Here is a 16058-nt window from a genome sequence, read left to right as displayed (position 1 = left end):
ATAGCCCTCAGTCATTAGTGCGCAAAACCTTCGGTTTTGATGGGGTTTAAGGCAGGTTTACTTTCTTAATTTAATAAAAATCTAAAACACCAGCCCGCAGGGGCAACCGGGGTTCTCGTATTTTTATCATCACCCTGACCTGGGTTTATCGACACACTGAAGGCATTTTTTCTTTCCCTGCATAAAAAAACCGTGAGTCCTCTGTATCATAGAGGGTTCACGGTTTTTTTCATACGCTTATTTTTCGCCTTTTTTCTCAATTTTAGCGGCTTCTTTATCAAGGGCGTATTCCCGTCGATTATCCTGATCAAAGGCATGAATTTCACCCCTGATTTCATGCTTGCGTTCCTTTTCTTCCTTCCGGGCGGCCCGGGCATCTTCTCGGGTGCCTGCCACATCGGCCTTTGCTGCCGCTTTTTCCTTTTGATGTGCGGACTTGACCTCTTCCTTCATCTGCTGCTTAAGGTCCTTGGCAAATTCATGCTCTTCTTTGCGTTCTTCCCACAGGGATTCCCGCTGTTCCCGACGTGATTCTTTACAATCAATGCTTTCTTTTGAACTCATGATAAATCCTCCTTTTGTAATTCGCAAACCAATATCCTTGCCTGGTATTAGTCTGTGTTGTACGAATAACCAATAATGACTTATCTTCTCAAACCTTGTCATTTAGTATATCCAGACAAGATAAGGTTCTCCTTAACCACAAGGAGTGGTTCAGCATGGGTTAAGAAAGCACGACACAAGGAAACCCCTCCCGGGATAAGTGCCGATAAAAGCGGTGGGATGGCCCTGTGGGTCGGCACGGCTGGGCTAAAAGGGTATCCCCGCAAATAGCAGGAACCCCCAAAATATCAATCCCTCTTTCTGGCCAGGCATAACCCGTCGAGAGCTGATGCCACCATCTCAAAAGATGATGCGTTATACCGCTACCTTTTTTAGCGAACCCCTCGAACACCAAGGTATTTGGCAGAGATTCCAGGGCATCAGCCACCTGAAGGATGGCCTCTGGGGTACAGGACAGGGGCGAGGCCACAACAATATAGCCAATACTGATGGGGTAATGATTTTTGGCATGATGGACACCGGTTTTGATCGCTTCGCCCACGCCTTTTTTTACCCGGTGGGTTAGGACAGTACATCCGGTCCGTTGCAATGCCCGAAAAATACGGACATTCTCCGGACCACTTCCATCGTCCACTACAATAATGGGATAATCCCATTGGCTCCGAATGGCATCCACTAAAGCCGGAAGCCGACCATCTGGAGACTGAATAGGAATAATGATACTGGGTAATGTGACTTCATACATTCCAGCTTCCTCCTTTATCGTCTTAATTAAAAAAAAAAGCCGCTTCAAGCGGCTGGGGGAATCCTGTTTGGGATGCACCACCCAGGCCCCTTACGGGGCCGGCAATGCATCATGTAAATAGAAAGGAAAGGTGTTGAACCGTTGCTTGTCCTTGCGCTTCAACAAGTATTATTAAACACCTTCCAGGTGAACTCAATGTGAACTCAATGTGACAGTTTATTGAAAAAAGGAAGCCTTAAGGATGCTATTCCTGATCCGTAATCCCTTTACCCGACAACGCTTCAATATCCTGGGGCTGTCCTTCTCCAAGGGCTTCAGCGACGGCCATTTTTTCATCCTGGGCGCCGATTCCCTTTCCGGTCAGTCCGTATTCACCGGCTGCTTCCTGTCTGGCAACCACTTCCCGTTCGACCATTTTTTCTTCCCGGCGTTCATGACGATCTTCCCGGCGTTCTTCTCTGCTTTCCTTCGAACTCATCTCACATTCTCCTTCGCTATACTTAATTTGCGAAGGGGTGGCTGCAGTCCATCCCTTTGCTTTTATTGGGAGTATATACGCCTTAAGGTCAATTATCCTTAAAGAATCATCCAAACACAAGGGAACATTAAGAAAATACTTTTTCCTTGACAATATGATATATTGTGTATATCATATATATACAATATATAAATGGAGGCAGTCGTGAATATTTTCATCACCAATTCGGGTGGCAAGCCCATCTACGATCAGATTTACACCCAGATCAAGGAAAAAATCATCGCCGGTGAATTAAAGGAGGGCGAGGCCCTTCCTTCCATGCGCCTTTTGGCCAAGGAGCTTCGCATCAGTGTCATCACCACCAAGCGAGCCTATGAAGAGCTTGAGCGGGATGGTTTCATTACTTCCTTTACCGGCAAGGGAAGTTTCGTCGCTGGCCAAAACCTTGATTTCATTCGGGAGGAGCAACTTCGAAAAATTGAAGACCACATCCAGGAAATCCTTAGTTTATCCCGGGGAATCGGTCTTTCCTTAGACGATTTAATTCAAATGCTTTCAATCATTCAAGAGGAGGAATTACAATGAATTCTGCCATTAAAATACAAAATCTCAGTAAACACTATCCGGATTTCACTCTGGATAATCTCAACCTGGTCCTGCCTTCAGGGAGTATTATGGGCTTCATTGGTGAAAACGGGGCGGGAAAGAGTACCACCATCAAGCTGATCCTTGATTTAATCCACCGGGATTCCGGTGAAATCCAGGTGATGGGGCAGGATTTAAGGACCTGTGGGGATTTAAAGGAGCATATTGGTGTGGTGATGGATGAAAGTAGCTTTCCAGATAATCTTCGGGCCCAGGAGATCAATACCATTATGGCCAATTGCTATAAAACCTGGGATAGTGCACGCTTTAACGCCTACCTTTCTACCTTTTCCCTGCCTTCTAACCAACCCGTAAAGGAATTTTCCAGGGGGATGGGGATGAAGCTTTCCATTGCCGTCGCCTTGTCCCATGACAGCAAGCTCCTTATTCTGGATGAGCCTACCAGCGGCCTGGACCCCATCGTCCGAAATGAACTTTTGGATCTCTTCCTGGATTTTATACAGGATGAATCCCACAGTATTTTCCTGTCCTCCCATATTTTAAGTGACCTGGAAAAAATCTGCGATTATATCGCCTTTATCCATCGGGGAAAGCTGCTTTTTTGCGAACCGAAAGATGTCCTTCTGGACCGGTACCGCCTGGTGAAATGCTCAGAGGAGGACCTTCAGGAAATTGATCCAGCCGCTGTGGCTGGAAAGCGAAGGGGTGCCTTCGGGACGGAAGCTCTGGTACTTAAGGAGGCGATTCCCGGGGGAATGCTGACCGATACGCCCACCATTGAGGATATCATGCTTTATTTTATCAAGGAGGAGGACTAGGGCCATGAAGGGATTATTATTAAAGGATTTGCTAAATTTAAAGCAGCAACTGCGGACCATGCTTTTTATCCTTGGAGTCTGGCTGTTCATCGCCATTGTCAGCCGGGACGGAGGCTTTTTCTCTGGGGTTATAATGATTTTTATCCTCATTTTACCCATGAACACCATGGCCTATGATGAAAAGGCCCACTGGGAGCGCTTTGCCTTGACCATGCCTGTCAGCCGGTGGGATATTGTCCTCTCTAAGTATCTGCTGTCCACTATCTGTGCAATCTGCGGGGCGGTCTTGTCCATCATTGTCGCCTTACTTTTAGGTACCCCTGTCACAGAAGCCCTGTTTACGGTCCTGGTCCTTCTGGGCGGCGGGTTTATCATCACAGCTATTATCTATCCTGTATTGTTTAAACTCGGCGTGGAAAAGGGGCGGCTTTTGATGATGCTGGTGGTTTTAATTCCTGTGGGCTTGACCTTTCTCCTGGGGTACCTCGGTGTGCAGCTTCCGGTGGCTGCCAATCGGGATGGACTGATCTATGTCCTTCCTGTCGTCATTCTCCTTTTATTCATAGGGTCCATGCTTCTATCCAAAAGGATTATGAACCGGCGGGAGCTTTAATCACAGATTTTAAAAACCTCCCGTACCAGGGGCCAGAGGCCAGGGATCGGGAGGTTTTGATATTGTAATGGATGGATTTTTTTGTTATTGTGCCGCCTGAACCGTTACATCCGCGGCTTTAACCGCATTGCCATGTTTATAGGTGATACTGATGGTATCCCCTGGGTTAAGGGCGTAGAGGATGGATTTCATACCCAGCATGGAGTTAACATTCTGACCCTCCAGGCTGATGATGATATCCCCTTTGGCCAGTCCTGCTTGTTCTGCACCGCTGCCAGATTCCACAGCATTGACATAAATACCTGAATCAAATTTTTCCGAATTGGAAAAATAAGCCGCCTGTTGAGAGTCATAGCCTGAAATCCCAATAACGATGGGTGTGAAGGAGCCATTGGCCACAATTTTAGAAATAATGGGACGCAGAATATTGACGGGAAGGGCAAAGCCCATTCCCTCAGCCTGGTAGTTTTTATAGGTATTGATCCCAATGACTTCTCCCTTTCCGTTGCACAAGGGACCGCCGCTATTTCCAGCATTGATGGTGGCATCGGTTTGGATGAGATCTTCAGCCACCAGGTTACTGTCTACCATTAGGCTTCGGTTGAGGGCAGAAACAATACCGGCCGTTACACTGCGTTCATAGCTTAAGCCCATGGGATTGCCGATGGCAATGACCGTTTCCCCAACCTTCACATTATTGGAATCTCCCAGGGTGACCACCGGGAGATCCGTTTTTTCTATTTTAACCACCGCCAAATCCAGGTTACTGTCCGACCAAATCAGCTGACCGGGATAGGTCCCTCCATCGTCCAGAGAAATGGAGATGCTGGTACTGTCTGCCACGACATGTTGATTGGTGACAATATAGCCATCCGTGGTAACGATAAACCCTGAGCCAACACTTTGACCATCAGTGGTTCCCATCAGGCTCTGCTGGGTAACTGCGGCAGTAACCCCAACCACGGACTGGGGGACAACCTGAGCCACGGCCTCCACCTGGGTAGACGCCTCCAGATCATTGACCACCACCTTTTGCCCGGCGATGGTCTCGGTTCTTTTACCACCAATGGTTCCTGTGGCATAGAGAACCCCTAAGATGACCATCGCAACCACTAAACCACCAATCAAGGCACCCATTAAGCCAATTTTAAAGCCATACCCCAATCCCTTTTCTTTTTCAAATCTGTCCATTGTTCATTTGTTCCTCACATCTTAAAATCGTCAATACCCGTTACCACTCATAAATCTCACTGCGCTGACTGCGGCCGGCAACCTCCAGGGTAAGATCCTTTCCCGGCACTTTTCCGCAGGCCGTTAGGGCTAATTCCGTTGCCTGATAAGCCAAAACCGGATAATTGTTTTCCTGACTTAAATGGGCCAGAACAATATGGGGCACCCCGCTATCCACCAGTTCACAAACCGTTTCTCCAGCTGCCGCATTGGAAAGATGCCCGTGGTCTCCACGGATACGCTGCTTCAGGGGAAAGGGGTAGGGGCCAGTTTCCAGCATGGCGGGATCATGGTTTGACTCCAGGACCACTAAATGGTGTCCCCTCAGAGATTCTACCATGGCGGCTGTGGTACAGCCGGTATCCGTGGCTACTGCCATGGTCCCATGGCCACCATCTAAGATAAAGCCCACAGATTCTGCGGCATCATGACTGGTGGGAAAGGCTGTAATCTGTACATCCCCAATGGAAAAGGGCACGTCGGTGGCAAAAAGGCAGATATTAGAATCCTTCATTTTACCTAAATCCCCAGCCATGCCCTGCCAGGTCTGGGCATTGGCATAAACCGGCAGGCCATATCGCCTGGAAAGCACTCCCACCCCGTGGATATGATCCCGATGCTCGTGGGTGACCAGAATACCGGATAAGGTGGCGGGCAGCTCATCGATTTCCATCATGGCCTGCTCAATTTTTTTCCCGCTTAAGCCAGCATCAATTAAAAGGCGGGTAGCCCCTTGGGCCACAAAAAGGCTATTTCCAGAGCTCCCGCTGTATAAACTGCAAAATTTCATATATTATCCTTTGGAATCTGTGATTCCTTCAATTGGATGGTTTCTGCAACCATCTTAACGTCTCTTACTTAAATGAATCCATTCATTTCCTTCTGACCCAGAAACTCTAAAGCTCCAGCTGCCTGGGGTAGGTAAAATCCTTCTCCATGGGCAGGAAGGTATAGCCCTCGCTTTTAAGCTGATTGATGATAACGGGCAGGGCTTGACGGGTATTTTCCTTAACCTCAGCATGGCACAGCACCACACTGACATCGTGATTATGCACCCCGCCAACGACAGCGGAAACGATTTGGTCCACCGATGGCGGCGTTGGCGCAGCATCTCCTGTGGAGACGTTCCAGTCTGCATAATTGTATCCCCGATCCAAAATCCCCTTAATACAGGTTTTATTGGCATTGAGGGAGCCGCCCGGAAAGCGGAAAAGCATACTGGGCTCCGTGGCTGTGAGTTTCTTCTGGTAGTCTTCTAAGAGCTTGACATCGGCATAAAATTCTTCCGGGCGCTTATACAGGTCGTAGGAATGGTTGTAGGTATGGTTTCCCAAGGTGTGCCCCTCCGCTACGATGCGCTTGTAGGCAGCCTCAGCCGTGGCACCCTCCCGTCCTCTTGTAAAAAAGGTTCCTTTGATCCCACTGGCTTTTAGAATATCCAATACGGTATTGGTATTTTCACTGGGGCCATCGTCAAAGGTAAAAAACACGACCTTGATTCCCGCCGTATCCCCGGCACGTAACCGGGCTTTTATCGCCTCCTGCTTTTTATCCTCTTCGCTTTGTATTTTTTCTGTTCCATTTTGTGAGACTGAGACCAGATTTTGCTGGAGGGTCTGGGCAGTATCTGCCAATTGCTTGATTTCTTGCTTCGGATTATATGTATTGAAAAAATAGTATGCCACCACCATACTGGCCATGATGATGAGCGCACCAATAATAACGAAGAAAAGCATCCATTGATTTGATTTTTCAGATAATGGGCCTCTTCTCTTCATATCTATTCCTCCTTATTTTCAACAGTCACCCGGCGGATTTTTCCACCAAGGGAGCGAATGTTTTCCTCCAAATTTTCATAGCCACGTTCAATATAATGAATATCGCTAATCTGGGTTTCGCCATTGGCAATGAGGCCAGCTAAAACCATAGCTGCACCTGCCCGAAGGTCCGTCGCCGCAATACGGGTGCCGGAAAGCTCCGAGACACCCGTAATACTGGCCACTCGACCATTTACCGTGATATTCGCCCCCATTTTTCGGAGCTCATCCACATATTTAAACCGGCTTTCAAAAATACTTTCATTGATGATACTATTTCCCTGGGCAATGGACATCAGCACTGCCATGGGCTGCTGAAGATCCGTGGGAAAACCAGGGTAGGGCAGGGTCTTTACCCGTACTGCCTTTAAGGCATCACATCCCCGTACCCGGAGACCGTCCCCTTCTTCATCCACAGTAGCCCCCATTTCCCGGAGCTTGGCACTGACTGCCTCCATATGCTTGGGAATGACCCCCTTGACCAGGACGTCACCCTGGGTGGCAACAGCAGCCATCATATAGGTCCCCGCCGTAATCTGATCTGGAACCGTGGAATAGTCGCAGCTGTGAAGACTTTCCACCCCTTTAATCCGAATGGTATCGGTCCCTGCTCCCTTTACATCGGCCCCCATCAGGTTTAAGAAATTGGCAACATCCACCACATGGGGTTCCTTCGCCACATTTTCAATCACCGTGGTCCCTTCAGCCAAAACAGCAGCCAGCATAATATTGATGGTGGCCCCCACACTGACCACATCCAGGTAGATATTCGCCCCCACTAAACGGTCTGCTGTCATTTTAACCTGACCATGCTCGATGGTGACCGTGGCACCCAGGGCTTCAAATCCTTTGATATGCTGATCGATGGGACGGTCCCCAATATTACATCCCCCGGGCAGAGGGACAATAGCCTTACGATAACGGCCCAGGAGAGCTCCCAGGAGATAATAGGATGCCCGCATCTTCCCGGTTTCCTCATGGAAGTCCGAGCAATCGTAGGAAATCGGACCACTGGTATCAATACTCAGCGTTCCGGATTTTAAGTCAATATCAGCCCCTAATTTTTTAAGAATAGCGATGATTTTATGTACATCCCGAATATCGGGAACATTATCAATGGTGCTTTTGCATCCACAGAGTATGGCAGCAGGGATCAGACCTAACACTGCGTTTTTAGCGCCGGAGATCTTGACCTCTCCCTTCAACGGAAAACCGCCTTCAATTATGAGATTATCCATTAAGATATATCCTTTCACAAACAAAATTCCAAAGTAAATTATAACATAAGTTGGGTTCTCTGCAATGGAAACCCCCATCATTTACGATTTGACAGCAGAATCGTTACATTTTAAACACAATTATTTAGGGGGTTATTCCTTCTCCGGCTATGCTATAATGGATAATAAAATGGGATGGAATGCTCCATCCGGGCGGAGGAAAGTATGGAAAACCAATACACCTTTTATCTGGGTGACGATAATCTCGCCACCACCACCATCGATAATATCTTCATCAACGAATACATGCCCCGGGCCAGGGGCGACTACGTGAAGGTCTATCTCTATGGCCTCAAGCAGGCCCGCAGTCAAAGCCATGCCCCCATTGATAATGTCGCCCTCAGCCAGCTCTTCAATATCACCGAGGGGGATGTGATCAGTGCTTGGGATTATTGGAAAAAGCAGGGGATCATCGACCTGACCTACGAAGGGACAAAGGTGGCCCATATCGCCTTCTACCATATTCCCTCGGTGCTCCTAAAAGCACAAAACGAAGGGGCGCCAAAGGCCGTTTCGGTCTCCCCACCAGCAGATGATGATGGCATGGAGGCCCGCACCGCTGAAATGTTTAACCGCATCCAGCGCATGTACGGCAGCCGGGCCCTACCTAAAAAAGATATGCTGGCCTACAAAAAATGGCTGAGTGAATATGGATTCGAGCCCGAAGCCGTGGTCATTTTGGTGGAGTATGCCCTCAACCTCATCAATAGCAAATCAGAAACCTTTACCCCAGCCCAGATTTTAAGTTATATGGAAACCATCGCCGAATCCTGGCGGCGCCAAGGCATCCATACCTTCACCGAGGCCGATGCCTATATTGTGGAAAGCCGAAACCGCCAGCGACGACACTATGGGATCTTTAAATACCTGGGCCTCCGCCGGGCTCCTATGGAATCCGAACGGACCATGATGGACACCTGGAGCGGGGAGTGGGGGTTTTCCGACGAAATCATCAAGGTCGCCCTGGGCCGTACCAGCAAGCCCAACCTGAAATACATCAATGGCATTCTGGAAAAATGGCATCAGGCCGGCATTAAAAGCATTGCTGATATCGAAGCCCAGGATGCGGCCCATCGCTCTACAAGCTTTAAGGGTGCCCCTAAAGCCGTGGATGAAGAAACGGCCAAAAGGCTGGCTGTTTACGATGAAATGGATGCCGAGGATGCGAATTGGTTCAAGAAAATAGGTGAAAATAGTGGAAAATAAACCCAAGAGCAATAAAGAAATCATCGACGATTTTTTAGCCCGCCATGATCGGGAACGCTTCGCCCTCAAAAAAAAGAAGGCAGATCTCTACGCCCGTATCCCAGCCCTAGCCAATCTTGATGCCGAAATCGATTTGGCTGGTGTGGCTTATACCAGGGCTAGAATCTCAGGAGATCCCCAGGCTAAGGCGATTTTCGACGCCACCGTCGCTGAGCTGGATTGTCAAAAAAAGGCGATTCTCACCGATAACGGCATCCCTGAGGATTACCTCACCCCACACTATCATTGTAAACAATGCCAGGATACGGGTTATGTGGACGGCCGGATGTGCAGCTGCCTCCACCGCCTCCTCTCAGAGGCCAGCTTCTCCCGGTACGATTTAAAACCCCAGGCCCGTCACGAGAATTTTGACACCTTTTCCCTGGCGGTTTACCCAGAGGCCTATACCGACCATTACCGGGGGATCCATCAGGTCTTTAAAGCCTACTGTTCTGACTTTAAAGCCGTCTCAGAAAATTATCTGTTCACCGGAAAGCCCGGACTGGGCAAAACCTTCTTGTCCAACTGCATCGTCAATGCCCTTATCCAGCAGGATTATGATATTATTTACATCACCGCCGGGCACTTGGTGAAACTAGTCCAGGAAAATATGCACGACCCCACCGCCTCTGTCCAGGAGTTGTACCAGGCTCTGCTGGCCTGTGATCTCATCATTATTGATGATCTTGGTGCTGAATACGCCACCGCCTTTAGTGGGTCACAGCTCTTTGATATCATTAATACCCGCATTTTAGGAGGGGGACCCATGATTATCTCCACCAATCTGACCCCGAAGCAAATCTTCACCCAGTACGATGAACGTCTGTCCTCCCGAATCCGGGGAAACTTTAAAACCGTCCCTTTTTATGGAGATGATATCCGCCTCATAAAAAAAAGACAGCAAAGTTAAAGAAATCCATTAAAAACTCCTTGACATCACCTTAAAGAACAGTTAAAATAACCATTGTTCTTTAAGTGCCTAGGGGTATCGCCAAGCGGTAAGGCAATGGACTCTGACTCCATCACGCGCAGGTTCGAATCCTGCTACCCCCGCCATTTTAAATATGAATAAACCCCCGAGCCATAAGGCTTTGGGGGTTTTTTTATACGGCATTAATGGCAAACTTAAACAAATCCCAGGGTCTTTACTAATCCTTTATCGCGTTGTATAATGTTGGTATAAAGGAGCAAAGACACTTTAAAAGCTACCCAATCTTGCTAGGATGCCGGGTAGCTTTTGTCATGCTCATCCCCTGGAGGAAACCATTAATGGATATTAATCACGATTCGATCCCCCAACGCGCCTCGGTCATCGGCGTTTTCGCCCATGTGGATGCGGGGAAGACGACCCTTTGTGAGCAGCTGCTGTATCACGCTGATGCCCTGCGCCGTCCGGGACGGGTAGACCATCAGGATGCTTTTTTAGACTACCACCGCATCGAACGGGAGCGGGGTATCACCGTCTTTTCGGACCAGGCGGTCTACAAACAGGATGGTGCCCTGCGCTTTCTGCTGGATACCCCGGGACATGTGGATTTCTCCGGAGAGACGGCGCGGGCCATGGGAGTCATGGACCTGGGGCTCTTTATCCTCTCCGGGGTGGAGGGGGTGCAAAGCCACAGTGAGACCCTCTTCGAGCTGGCCGATCAAAACCACCTCCCCCTGGTGTGCTTCATTAATAAGATGGACCGGGAGGGGGCGGATACAGATGCCGTCATGGCCAAGCTCCACCGCTTGAATGCCGACTGCATCCTGTTCACTGGACACACCGCCACCGGAGAAATGGATGAATTCCTCATCGAGGCCCTGGCCGAGCGGGACGAGGCTCTTCTGGAATATTATCTGGAGTCGGGATACCATGCGCCCGTGTGGCAGGAAGCATTAAACCGCCTGGTGCGAAAGCGCCGCATCATCCCCGTCTTCGCTGGCTCAGCCTTGAAGGATCAGGGGATCTCGGAGCTGCTCACCGCCCTGGAGGATTTCCTGCCCAAAGACGGTGGGGCAGTGAGTGACACCTTCGGCGCCAGGGTCCATAAAATCCACTATGACGACAAGGGCTGCCGCCTAACGGATCTCAAAATCACCTCCGGCAGCCTGTCGGTCCGGCAGATGGTCGGTGACGATAAGATTCTGGAGCTGCGCCGCTACAACGGTCCGCGCTTCACCGCCATCTCCACCGCCAGGGTCGGGGAGCTCTGTGCCGTCGCTGGTCTGACCAACAGCCGGGCGGGGGATGGATTGGGCTGTGAGCCCACCCAAGAGGAGAATGCCTTCGTCCCCCTATTCGCCGCTCAAACCTGGGCCACCGATGGTACCGATGGCCCCACCCTCTACCAATGCATGAAACAGTTGGGGGAGGAGGACCCCTTGCTGGGCGTGACCTGGGATGCTCATGCCGGACAGGTCCTGGTCTATCTCATGGGCCCCATCCAAATGGAGGTTCTGACCCAGCTGGTGGCGGAGCGCTTCGGTATAGCCATCGCCTTCGGTCCGGCCCGGGTGGTGTATCAGGAAACCATCGACGCCCCGGTACCAGGCTATGGCCACTTTGAGCCCCTACGCCACTATGCCGAGGTCTGCCTGCACCTGGAGCCCGGGGAGCGGGGGAGCGGCATCACCTTTGAAAGTCACTGCTCCCAGGACATCCTGGCCAGCAACTGGCAAAACCTCATCCGCACCCACATTTTTGAGAAGGCCCATCCCGGGGTACTCACCGGGGCGGATCTCACCGATGTCCGCATTGTGCTGACGGCGGGACGGGCCCACCTGAAGCATACCGAGGGCGGGGATTTTCGCCAGGCCACCTGCCGGGCCATCCGTCAGGGCCTCATGCAGGCCAAGGCCGCGGGCCAGGCCGTCCTCCTGGAGCCCCTCTGGGCCTTCACCCTGACCCTGCCCACAGAGCAGGTTGGCAAGGCCCTGTCGGACATTACCCGCATGGCCGGCACCCTGGAGGAACAGCAGACCCTGGGCACCATGACCTGCATCACCGGCGTGGCTCCAGTAGCCGCTATGATGGATTATCCCACAGTATTGATGAACGATACCCACGGCCGGGGGATTCTGCGTACCCACTTCACTGGCTACGCCCCCTGCCACGATGCCGAAGCCATCATCACCGGATCGGCCTACGATCCTCTTTCGGATGGCAACCATCCTTGTGCCTCCATCTTCTGCTCCCACGGCGCTGGCTATGCTGTGCCCTGGGATGAAGTGTCCGCGTCGATGCACTGCCTGAAATGATACCCCTTTATACCATTCGTCTAACTATAATGCGCATTGGTAAAGAATGTCAAAACGGTTATCCCGCAATGGTTTAAATGACTAAAATATTTCAGACTATCGACAAACCCAGGGAAGGGAGCGCTATGGCACTTTGTCTACACTCTGATATTTTAAACCGCTTTTAATAAATCAGGCGTATACTAATAGTATTCGAATGAAGGAGGACGTAATCATGGCAAATTTCGATTTTGGCGATGAACTCAAGAAATTAATGCTGGCTGGTGTGGGTGCCGCAGCAGAAACCTCAGAAAAAGCAGGGGCACTACTGGATCACCTGGTTAAAAAAGGTGAAATTACCGTGGAACAGGGGAAGGCCATTAATGAAGAGCTAAAACGCAACATTAAGGATTGCGTCTCCCAAAATGCAGATGTCCTTAAAACCAAGGTCGTTCCCACGGTGGATGGTGTCATGGATAATATCAAGGAAATGTCCAAGGATGAAATCCAAGCCCTTAAGGAAAAGCTGGCCGCTTTGGACCCATCATCCGATGATCATGACGGTGACAAGTAGTCTGGATACGGTAACGGTGGACAAAAGGACCCAAAAATCCTATAGGCGAAAGCGTCTCCGGGAAATAATGGGAATCCTCCACAGGTACGAGATTGCCAAGGGGATCACCCCAGTTAAAATCAGACACATCATAGAGGACCTGGGACCCACCTTTGTCAAGCTGGGCCAGGTCCTTTCCATGCGGCAGGACATCCTGCCCCCGGAGTATTGCCACGAGCTGGCCAAACTCCAGACCAATGTCGCTCCTTTACCCTTTTCCACCATCAAAACCGTCATCGAATCCGAATATGGCCGTAAGATGAAGGATGTTTTTAAAAGCATGGATGAAGCGCCCCTGGGCTCTGCTTCCATCGCCCAGGTCCATCAAGGCATCCTCTTAGACGGCACCGAGGTCGTCGTCAAGGTCCAGCGCCCAGGCATTTACGAAACTATGTCCATGGATATTGCCCTTTTATACCGAGCCACCGATCTTTTAAAATTGGCTGGTGCCACCGCAGGGGGCACCATTGACTTTCGCATGATTTTAGATGAAATGTGGGTGACGGCCAAGCAGGAGATGGATTTTCTCATTGAAGCAAAAAATGCCGATACCTTCGCCGCCAATAATAAGGACGTCATCTATGTTGAATGCCCGGTAATCTATCACCACTACACCACTCCAAAGGTTCTGGTGATGAGTTATATCCCCGGTGTTGATATCAATAAGGTGGAAGTCCTTGAAACCTTGGGTTATGACCTCCGGGACATCGCTGCTAAGCTTTGTGAGAATTACATTAAGCAAATTGTGGATGATGGTTTCTTTCAGGCGGATCCCCATCCGGGGAATATCCGTATCGATGGGGGAAAGATTGCCTGGATTGACCTTGGAATGATGGGGACCTTATCCCATCGGGAGATGAAGCTCTACCGGGAAGCCATATCCGCTCTGGCCAGTAAAAATGTGGAGCAGCTTAAAGCCATCATTCTGGCCATTGGAGTCCACCATGGCCATATTAACCACGCCCGTTTATATGCTGACATCGACGATATGGTAACAGAATATGGAGATCTGGATCTGGGGAATATCAATTTAGGAACCATTATGGAGGAAACCCTGCAAATTGCAGGGTATCATCATATTGCCATGCCTAAGGGGATGACCATGCTGGCCCGGGGAGTGATGACCTTTGAAGGGGTTATCAGTCATCTGGACCCAGATACCAACATTATCCAGATTTTAGCAGCACACTTGGAAAACGAATCCCTGGGTCAAATTGATATTCGAAAAAAGACCCTGGAATTTCTCCACAATGCTTACAGCGCCCAATCCAATATTTTAGATATCCCCCGATATACGGTGGATGCTCTAAAAATGGCCCTTCGTGGCCAGGCAAAGGTGAATTTAGAAATCACCGGCTCCGAAGAGCCCTTAAACCGCATTGAGCAGATGATTAATCGGATTGTTACAGCCCTGATTGCTGCTGCCCTGCTCATCGGCTCCAGCTTTATCAGCACCACCGCCATGACCCCCCGGCTTTTGGGCATTCCCGCTTTAGGTGCCCTGGGGTATTTTGTGGCTGTCATCCTGGGGCTTTACCTTGTCTTTGATATCTATCACACAAAATGGAAAAACCACCGCCGCAAGCGGTAGGATCAAAAAAAGACTGCTTTCACAGTCTTTTTTTGAGTGGTAACCTTACACGACACTTTCCATTTGCAACAGCTGCTTCTTCAGCTCGATACCTCCGGCGTAGCCAGTAAGGCGGCCATTGGATCCGATAACCCGGTGACAGGGAACGATAATGGCCACGGGATTCCGGTTATTGGCCATACCGACGGCACGGCTGGCATTGGAATTTCCAATGGCATCCGCTACCTGTTGATAGGTCCAGGTTTCGCCATAGGGAATTTGTCTTAAAACCTGCCACACCTTTTTCTGAAAGGCGGTTCCCCGCAGTCGAAGGGGGAGATCAAAGGTTTTTCGACTGCCGCCAAAATACTCCATGAGCTGGTTAAAGGCCCTTTTAATCAACTCGGTTTCCTGGTTTTCGCCTTTTTTGTTTTTTTCTTCCACATCCCAGTGGACCCGTGCAATACCAATACCATCATCCTGGATGGTCAGGGTACCCAATGGGGTCTCATAGGAATAGTGGCTCCATTCATCAAACATGTTTAATCCTACTACTAGCTTTCTATCTCTAAAATTTCTTCAACTATTCTACCACAACTGTGGCAATGATTTCATTGAATTTTGCAACATTTTCTGTCATATCTCCATTAAAGAGACAGGAGCCAGAAACAATGGTATCTGCCCCAGCTTCCACAACGGCCTCCAGGGTATCAAAATTGACCCCACCATCGACCTCCAGGCGGATATCCCGGCTGCCAATCATGGCACGGATCTCCCGAAGGCGTTCGGTACTTTCCGGAATATAAGATTGTCCGCCAAAGCCTGGGTACACACTCATTACCAGAACCATGGAAACGGCATCCAAATAAGGGGCAATGGCCGAGGTGGGGGTGTCTGGTGACAGAACGATACCCGCCTTTTTCCCACATTCCTTTATAAGTGCCAGGCACGCTGCCGGATCATCCTCAGATTCAACATGGATGGTGATCATATCCGCCCCGGCCTTGGCAAATTTAGGAATATATTTTAACGGCTCTGAAATCATCAGGTGCACATCGAAGGGCAAATCAATGCACTTCCGAATACAAGCCACCTGATCGGGTCCAATGGTAATGTTCGGGACAAAATGGCCGTCCATTACATCCACGTGGAGCCACTGTGCCCCACTCGCTGCCACCGCCTTCAAATCACGCTCCAGGTTGGCAAAATCTGCACTGAGCATGGATGGTGAAATAATAACATTCATGAAAGTAACCTCCG

The 16058-nt window shown here is 49.9% G+C and carries 17 protein-coding genes; 8 read left to right on the top strand and 9 right to left on the bottom strand.

The window, feature by feature from the left end; translation table 11 throughout:
* Positions 1–237 precede the first annotated feature (237 nt).
* The 3 genes from BLU30_RS06950 to BLU30_RS06940 all read right to left on the bottom strand — a co-directional run bounded on the left by BLU30_RS06950 (position 238) and on the right by BLU30_RS06940 (position 1787).
* Positions 238–564 carry a hypothetical protein gene (locus BLU30_RS06950; RefSeq protein WP_090244882.1) on the bottom strand — a complete coding sequence of 109 codons (327 nt, stop codon included), beginning with the start codon at positions 562–564 and terminating at the stop codon, positions 238–240.
* A gap of 160 nt (positions 565–724) precedes the next feature.
* Positions 725–1309, bottom strand: a complete 585-nt coding sequence (locus BLU30_RS06945) for a glycosyltransferase family 2 protein (protein ID WP_090244879.1) — start codon at positions 1307–1309, stop codon at positions 725–727.
* Positions 1310–1553: 244 nt separating this feature from the next.
* Positions 1554–1787, bottom strand: coding sequence for a hypothetical protein (locus BLU30_RS06940; RefSeq protein WP_090244877.1), 234 nt, complete (start codon positions 1785–1787; stop codon positions 1554–1556).
* 204 nt (positions 1788–1991) lie between these two features.
* Between BLU30_RS06940 and BLU30_RS06935 the strand changes: the two genes are divergently transcribed.
* The 3 genes from BLU30_RS06935 to BLU30_RS06925 are packed head-to-tail and all read left to right on the top strand — an operon-like array spanning position 1992 to position 3824.
* Positions 1992–2372 carry a GntR family transcriptional regulator gene (locus BLU30_RS06935; RefSeq protein ID WP_090244874.1) on the top strand — a complete coding sequence of 127 codons (381 nt, stop codon included), beginning with the start codon at positions 1992–1994 and terminating at the stop codon, positions 2370–2372.
* Positions 2369–3211: an ABC transporter ATP-binding protein gene (locus BLU30_RS06930; protein WP_090244871.1), complete on the top strand. Its 843-nt coding sequence runs from the start codon at positions 2369–2371 to the stop codon at positions 3209–3211. The genes BLU30_RS06935 and BLU30_RS06930 overlap by 4 nt, the downstream gene beginning before the upstream one ends.
* Positions 3212–3215: 4 nt before the next feature.
* Positions 3216–3824 carry an ABC-2 transporter permease gene (locus tag BLU30_RS06925; protein ID WP_090244869.1) on the top strand — a complete coding sequence of 203 codons (609 nt, stop codon included), beginning with the start codon at positions 3216–3218 and terminating at the stop codon, positions 3822–3824.
* A gap of 84 nt (positions 3825–3908) precedes the next feature.
* Here BLU30_RS06925 and BLU30_RS06920 read toward each other — a convergent pair whose 3' ends face one another.
* The 4 genes from BLU30_RS06920 to BLU30_RS06905 form a co-directional block, all read right to left on the bottom strand.
* Complete coding sequence (locus BLU30_RS06920; RefSeq protein WP_090244867.1) at positions 3909–5015, bottom strand: S1C family serine protease; 1107 nt, start codon at positions 5013–5015, stop codon at positions 3909–3911.
* A gap of 40 nt (positions 5016–5055) precedes the next feature.
* Complete coding sequence (locus BLU30_RS06915) at positions 5056–5844, bottom strand: MBL fold metallo-hydrolase (RefSeq protein WP_090244864.1); 789 nt, start codon at positions 5842–5844, stop codon at positions 5056–5058.
* A 106-nt stretch (positions 5845–5950) separates the two neighbouring features.
* Positions 5951–6832: a polysaccharide deacetylase family protein gene (locus BLU30_RS06910; RefSeq protein ID WP_242873535.1), complete on the bottom strand. Its 882-nt coding sequence runs from the start codon at positions 6830–6832 to the stop codon at positions 5951–5953.
* Between the two features lie 2 nt (positions 6833–6834).
* On the bottom strand, positions 6835–8109 hold the full coding sequence (locus tag BLU30_RS06905; protein WP_090244863.1) for a UDP-N-acetylglucosamine 1-carboxyvinyltransferase: 1275 nt from the start codon (positions 8107–8109) through the stop codon (positions 6835–6837).
* 204 nt (positions 8110–8313) lie between these two features.
* On the opposite strand from BLU30_RS06905, the gene BLU30_RS06900 reads away from it, so the two are divergent.
* The 5 genes from BLU30_RS06900 to BLU30_RS06875 all read left to right on the top strand — a co-directional run bounded on the left by BLU30_RS06900 (position 8314) and on the right by BLU30_RS06875 (position 14819).
* Positions 8314–9354 (top strand): DnaD domain-containing protein, encoded by a 1041-nt coding sequence (locus tag BLU30_RS06900; protein WP_176770853.1) that lies wholly within the window; start codon positions 8314–8316, stop codon positions 9352–9354.
* Positions 9344–10303: an ATP-binding protein gene (locus BLU30_RS06895; RefSeq protein WP_176770852.1), complete on the top strand. Its 960-nt coding sequence runs from the start codon at positions 9344–9346 to the stop codon at positions 10301–10303. The genes BLU30_RS06900 and BLU30_RS06895 overlap by 11 nt, the downstream gene beginning before the upstream one ends.
* Positions 10304–10662: 359 nt before the next feature.
* Complete coding sequence (locus BLU30_RS06885) at positions 10663–12636, top strand: elongation factor G (RefSeq protein WP_090244853.1); 1974 nt, start codon at positions 10663–10665, stop codon at positions 12634–12636.
* Between the two features lie 214 nt (positions 12637–12850).
* Positions 12851–13189, top strand: coding sequence for a phasin family protein (locus BLU30_RS06880; RefSeq protein WP_090244851.1), 339 nt, complete (start codon positions 12851–12853; stop codon positions 13187–13189).
* Complete coding sequence (locus BLU30_RS06875) at positions 13116–14819, top strand: ABC1 kinase family protein (protein ID WP_242873534.1); 1704 nt, start codon at positions 13116–13118, stop codon at positions 14817–14819. The genes BLU30_RS06880 and BLU30_RS06875 overlap by 74 nt, the downstream gene beginning before the upstream one ends.
* 45 nt (positions 14820–14864) lie before the next feature.
* Here the strand turns inward: BLU30_RS06875 and BLU30_RS06870 are convergent, their stop codons facing one another.
* Together BLU30_RS06870 and rpe are read right to left on the bottom strand one after the other, a co-directional pair.
* Positions 14865–15338 carry a methylated-DNA--[protein]-cysteine S-methyltransferase gene (locus BLU30_RS06870; RefSeq protein WP_090244848.1) on the bottom strand — a complete coding sequence of 158 codons (474 nt, stop codon included), beginning with the start codon at positions 15336–15338 and terminating at the stop codon, positions 14865–14867.
* Between the two features lie 43 nt (positions 15339–15381).
* Positions 15382–16044 (bottom strand): ribulose-phosphate 3-epimerase, encoded by a 663-nt coding sequence (rpe, locus tag BLU30_RS06865; protein WP_090244845.1) that lies wholly within the window; start codon positions 16042–16044, stop codon positions 15382–15384.
* Positions 16045–16058 lie beyond the last annotated feature (14 nt).

Origin of the sequence: Eubacterium barkeri (assembly GCF_900107125.1) — a bacterium.
Lineage (GTDB): Bacteria > Bacillota > Clostridia > Eubacteriales > Eubacteriaceae > Eubacterium_O > Eubacterium_O barkeri.
The sequence above is the reverse complement of the archived record's forward strand: the minus strand, read 5'-3'. Positions and strand labels throughout refer to the sequence as shown.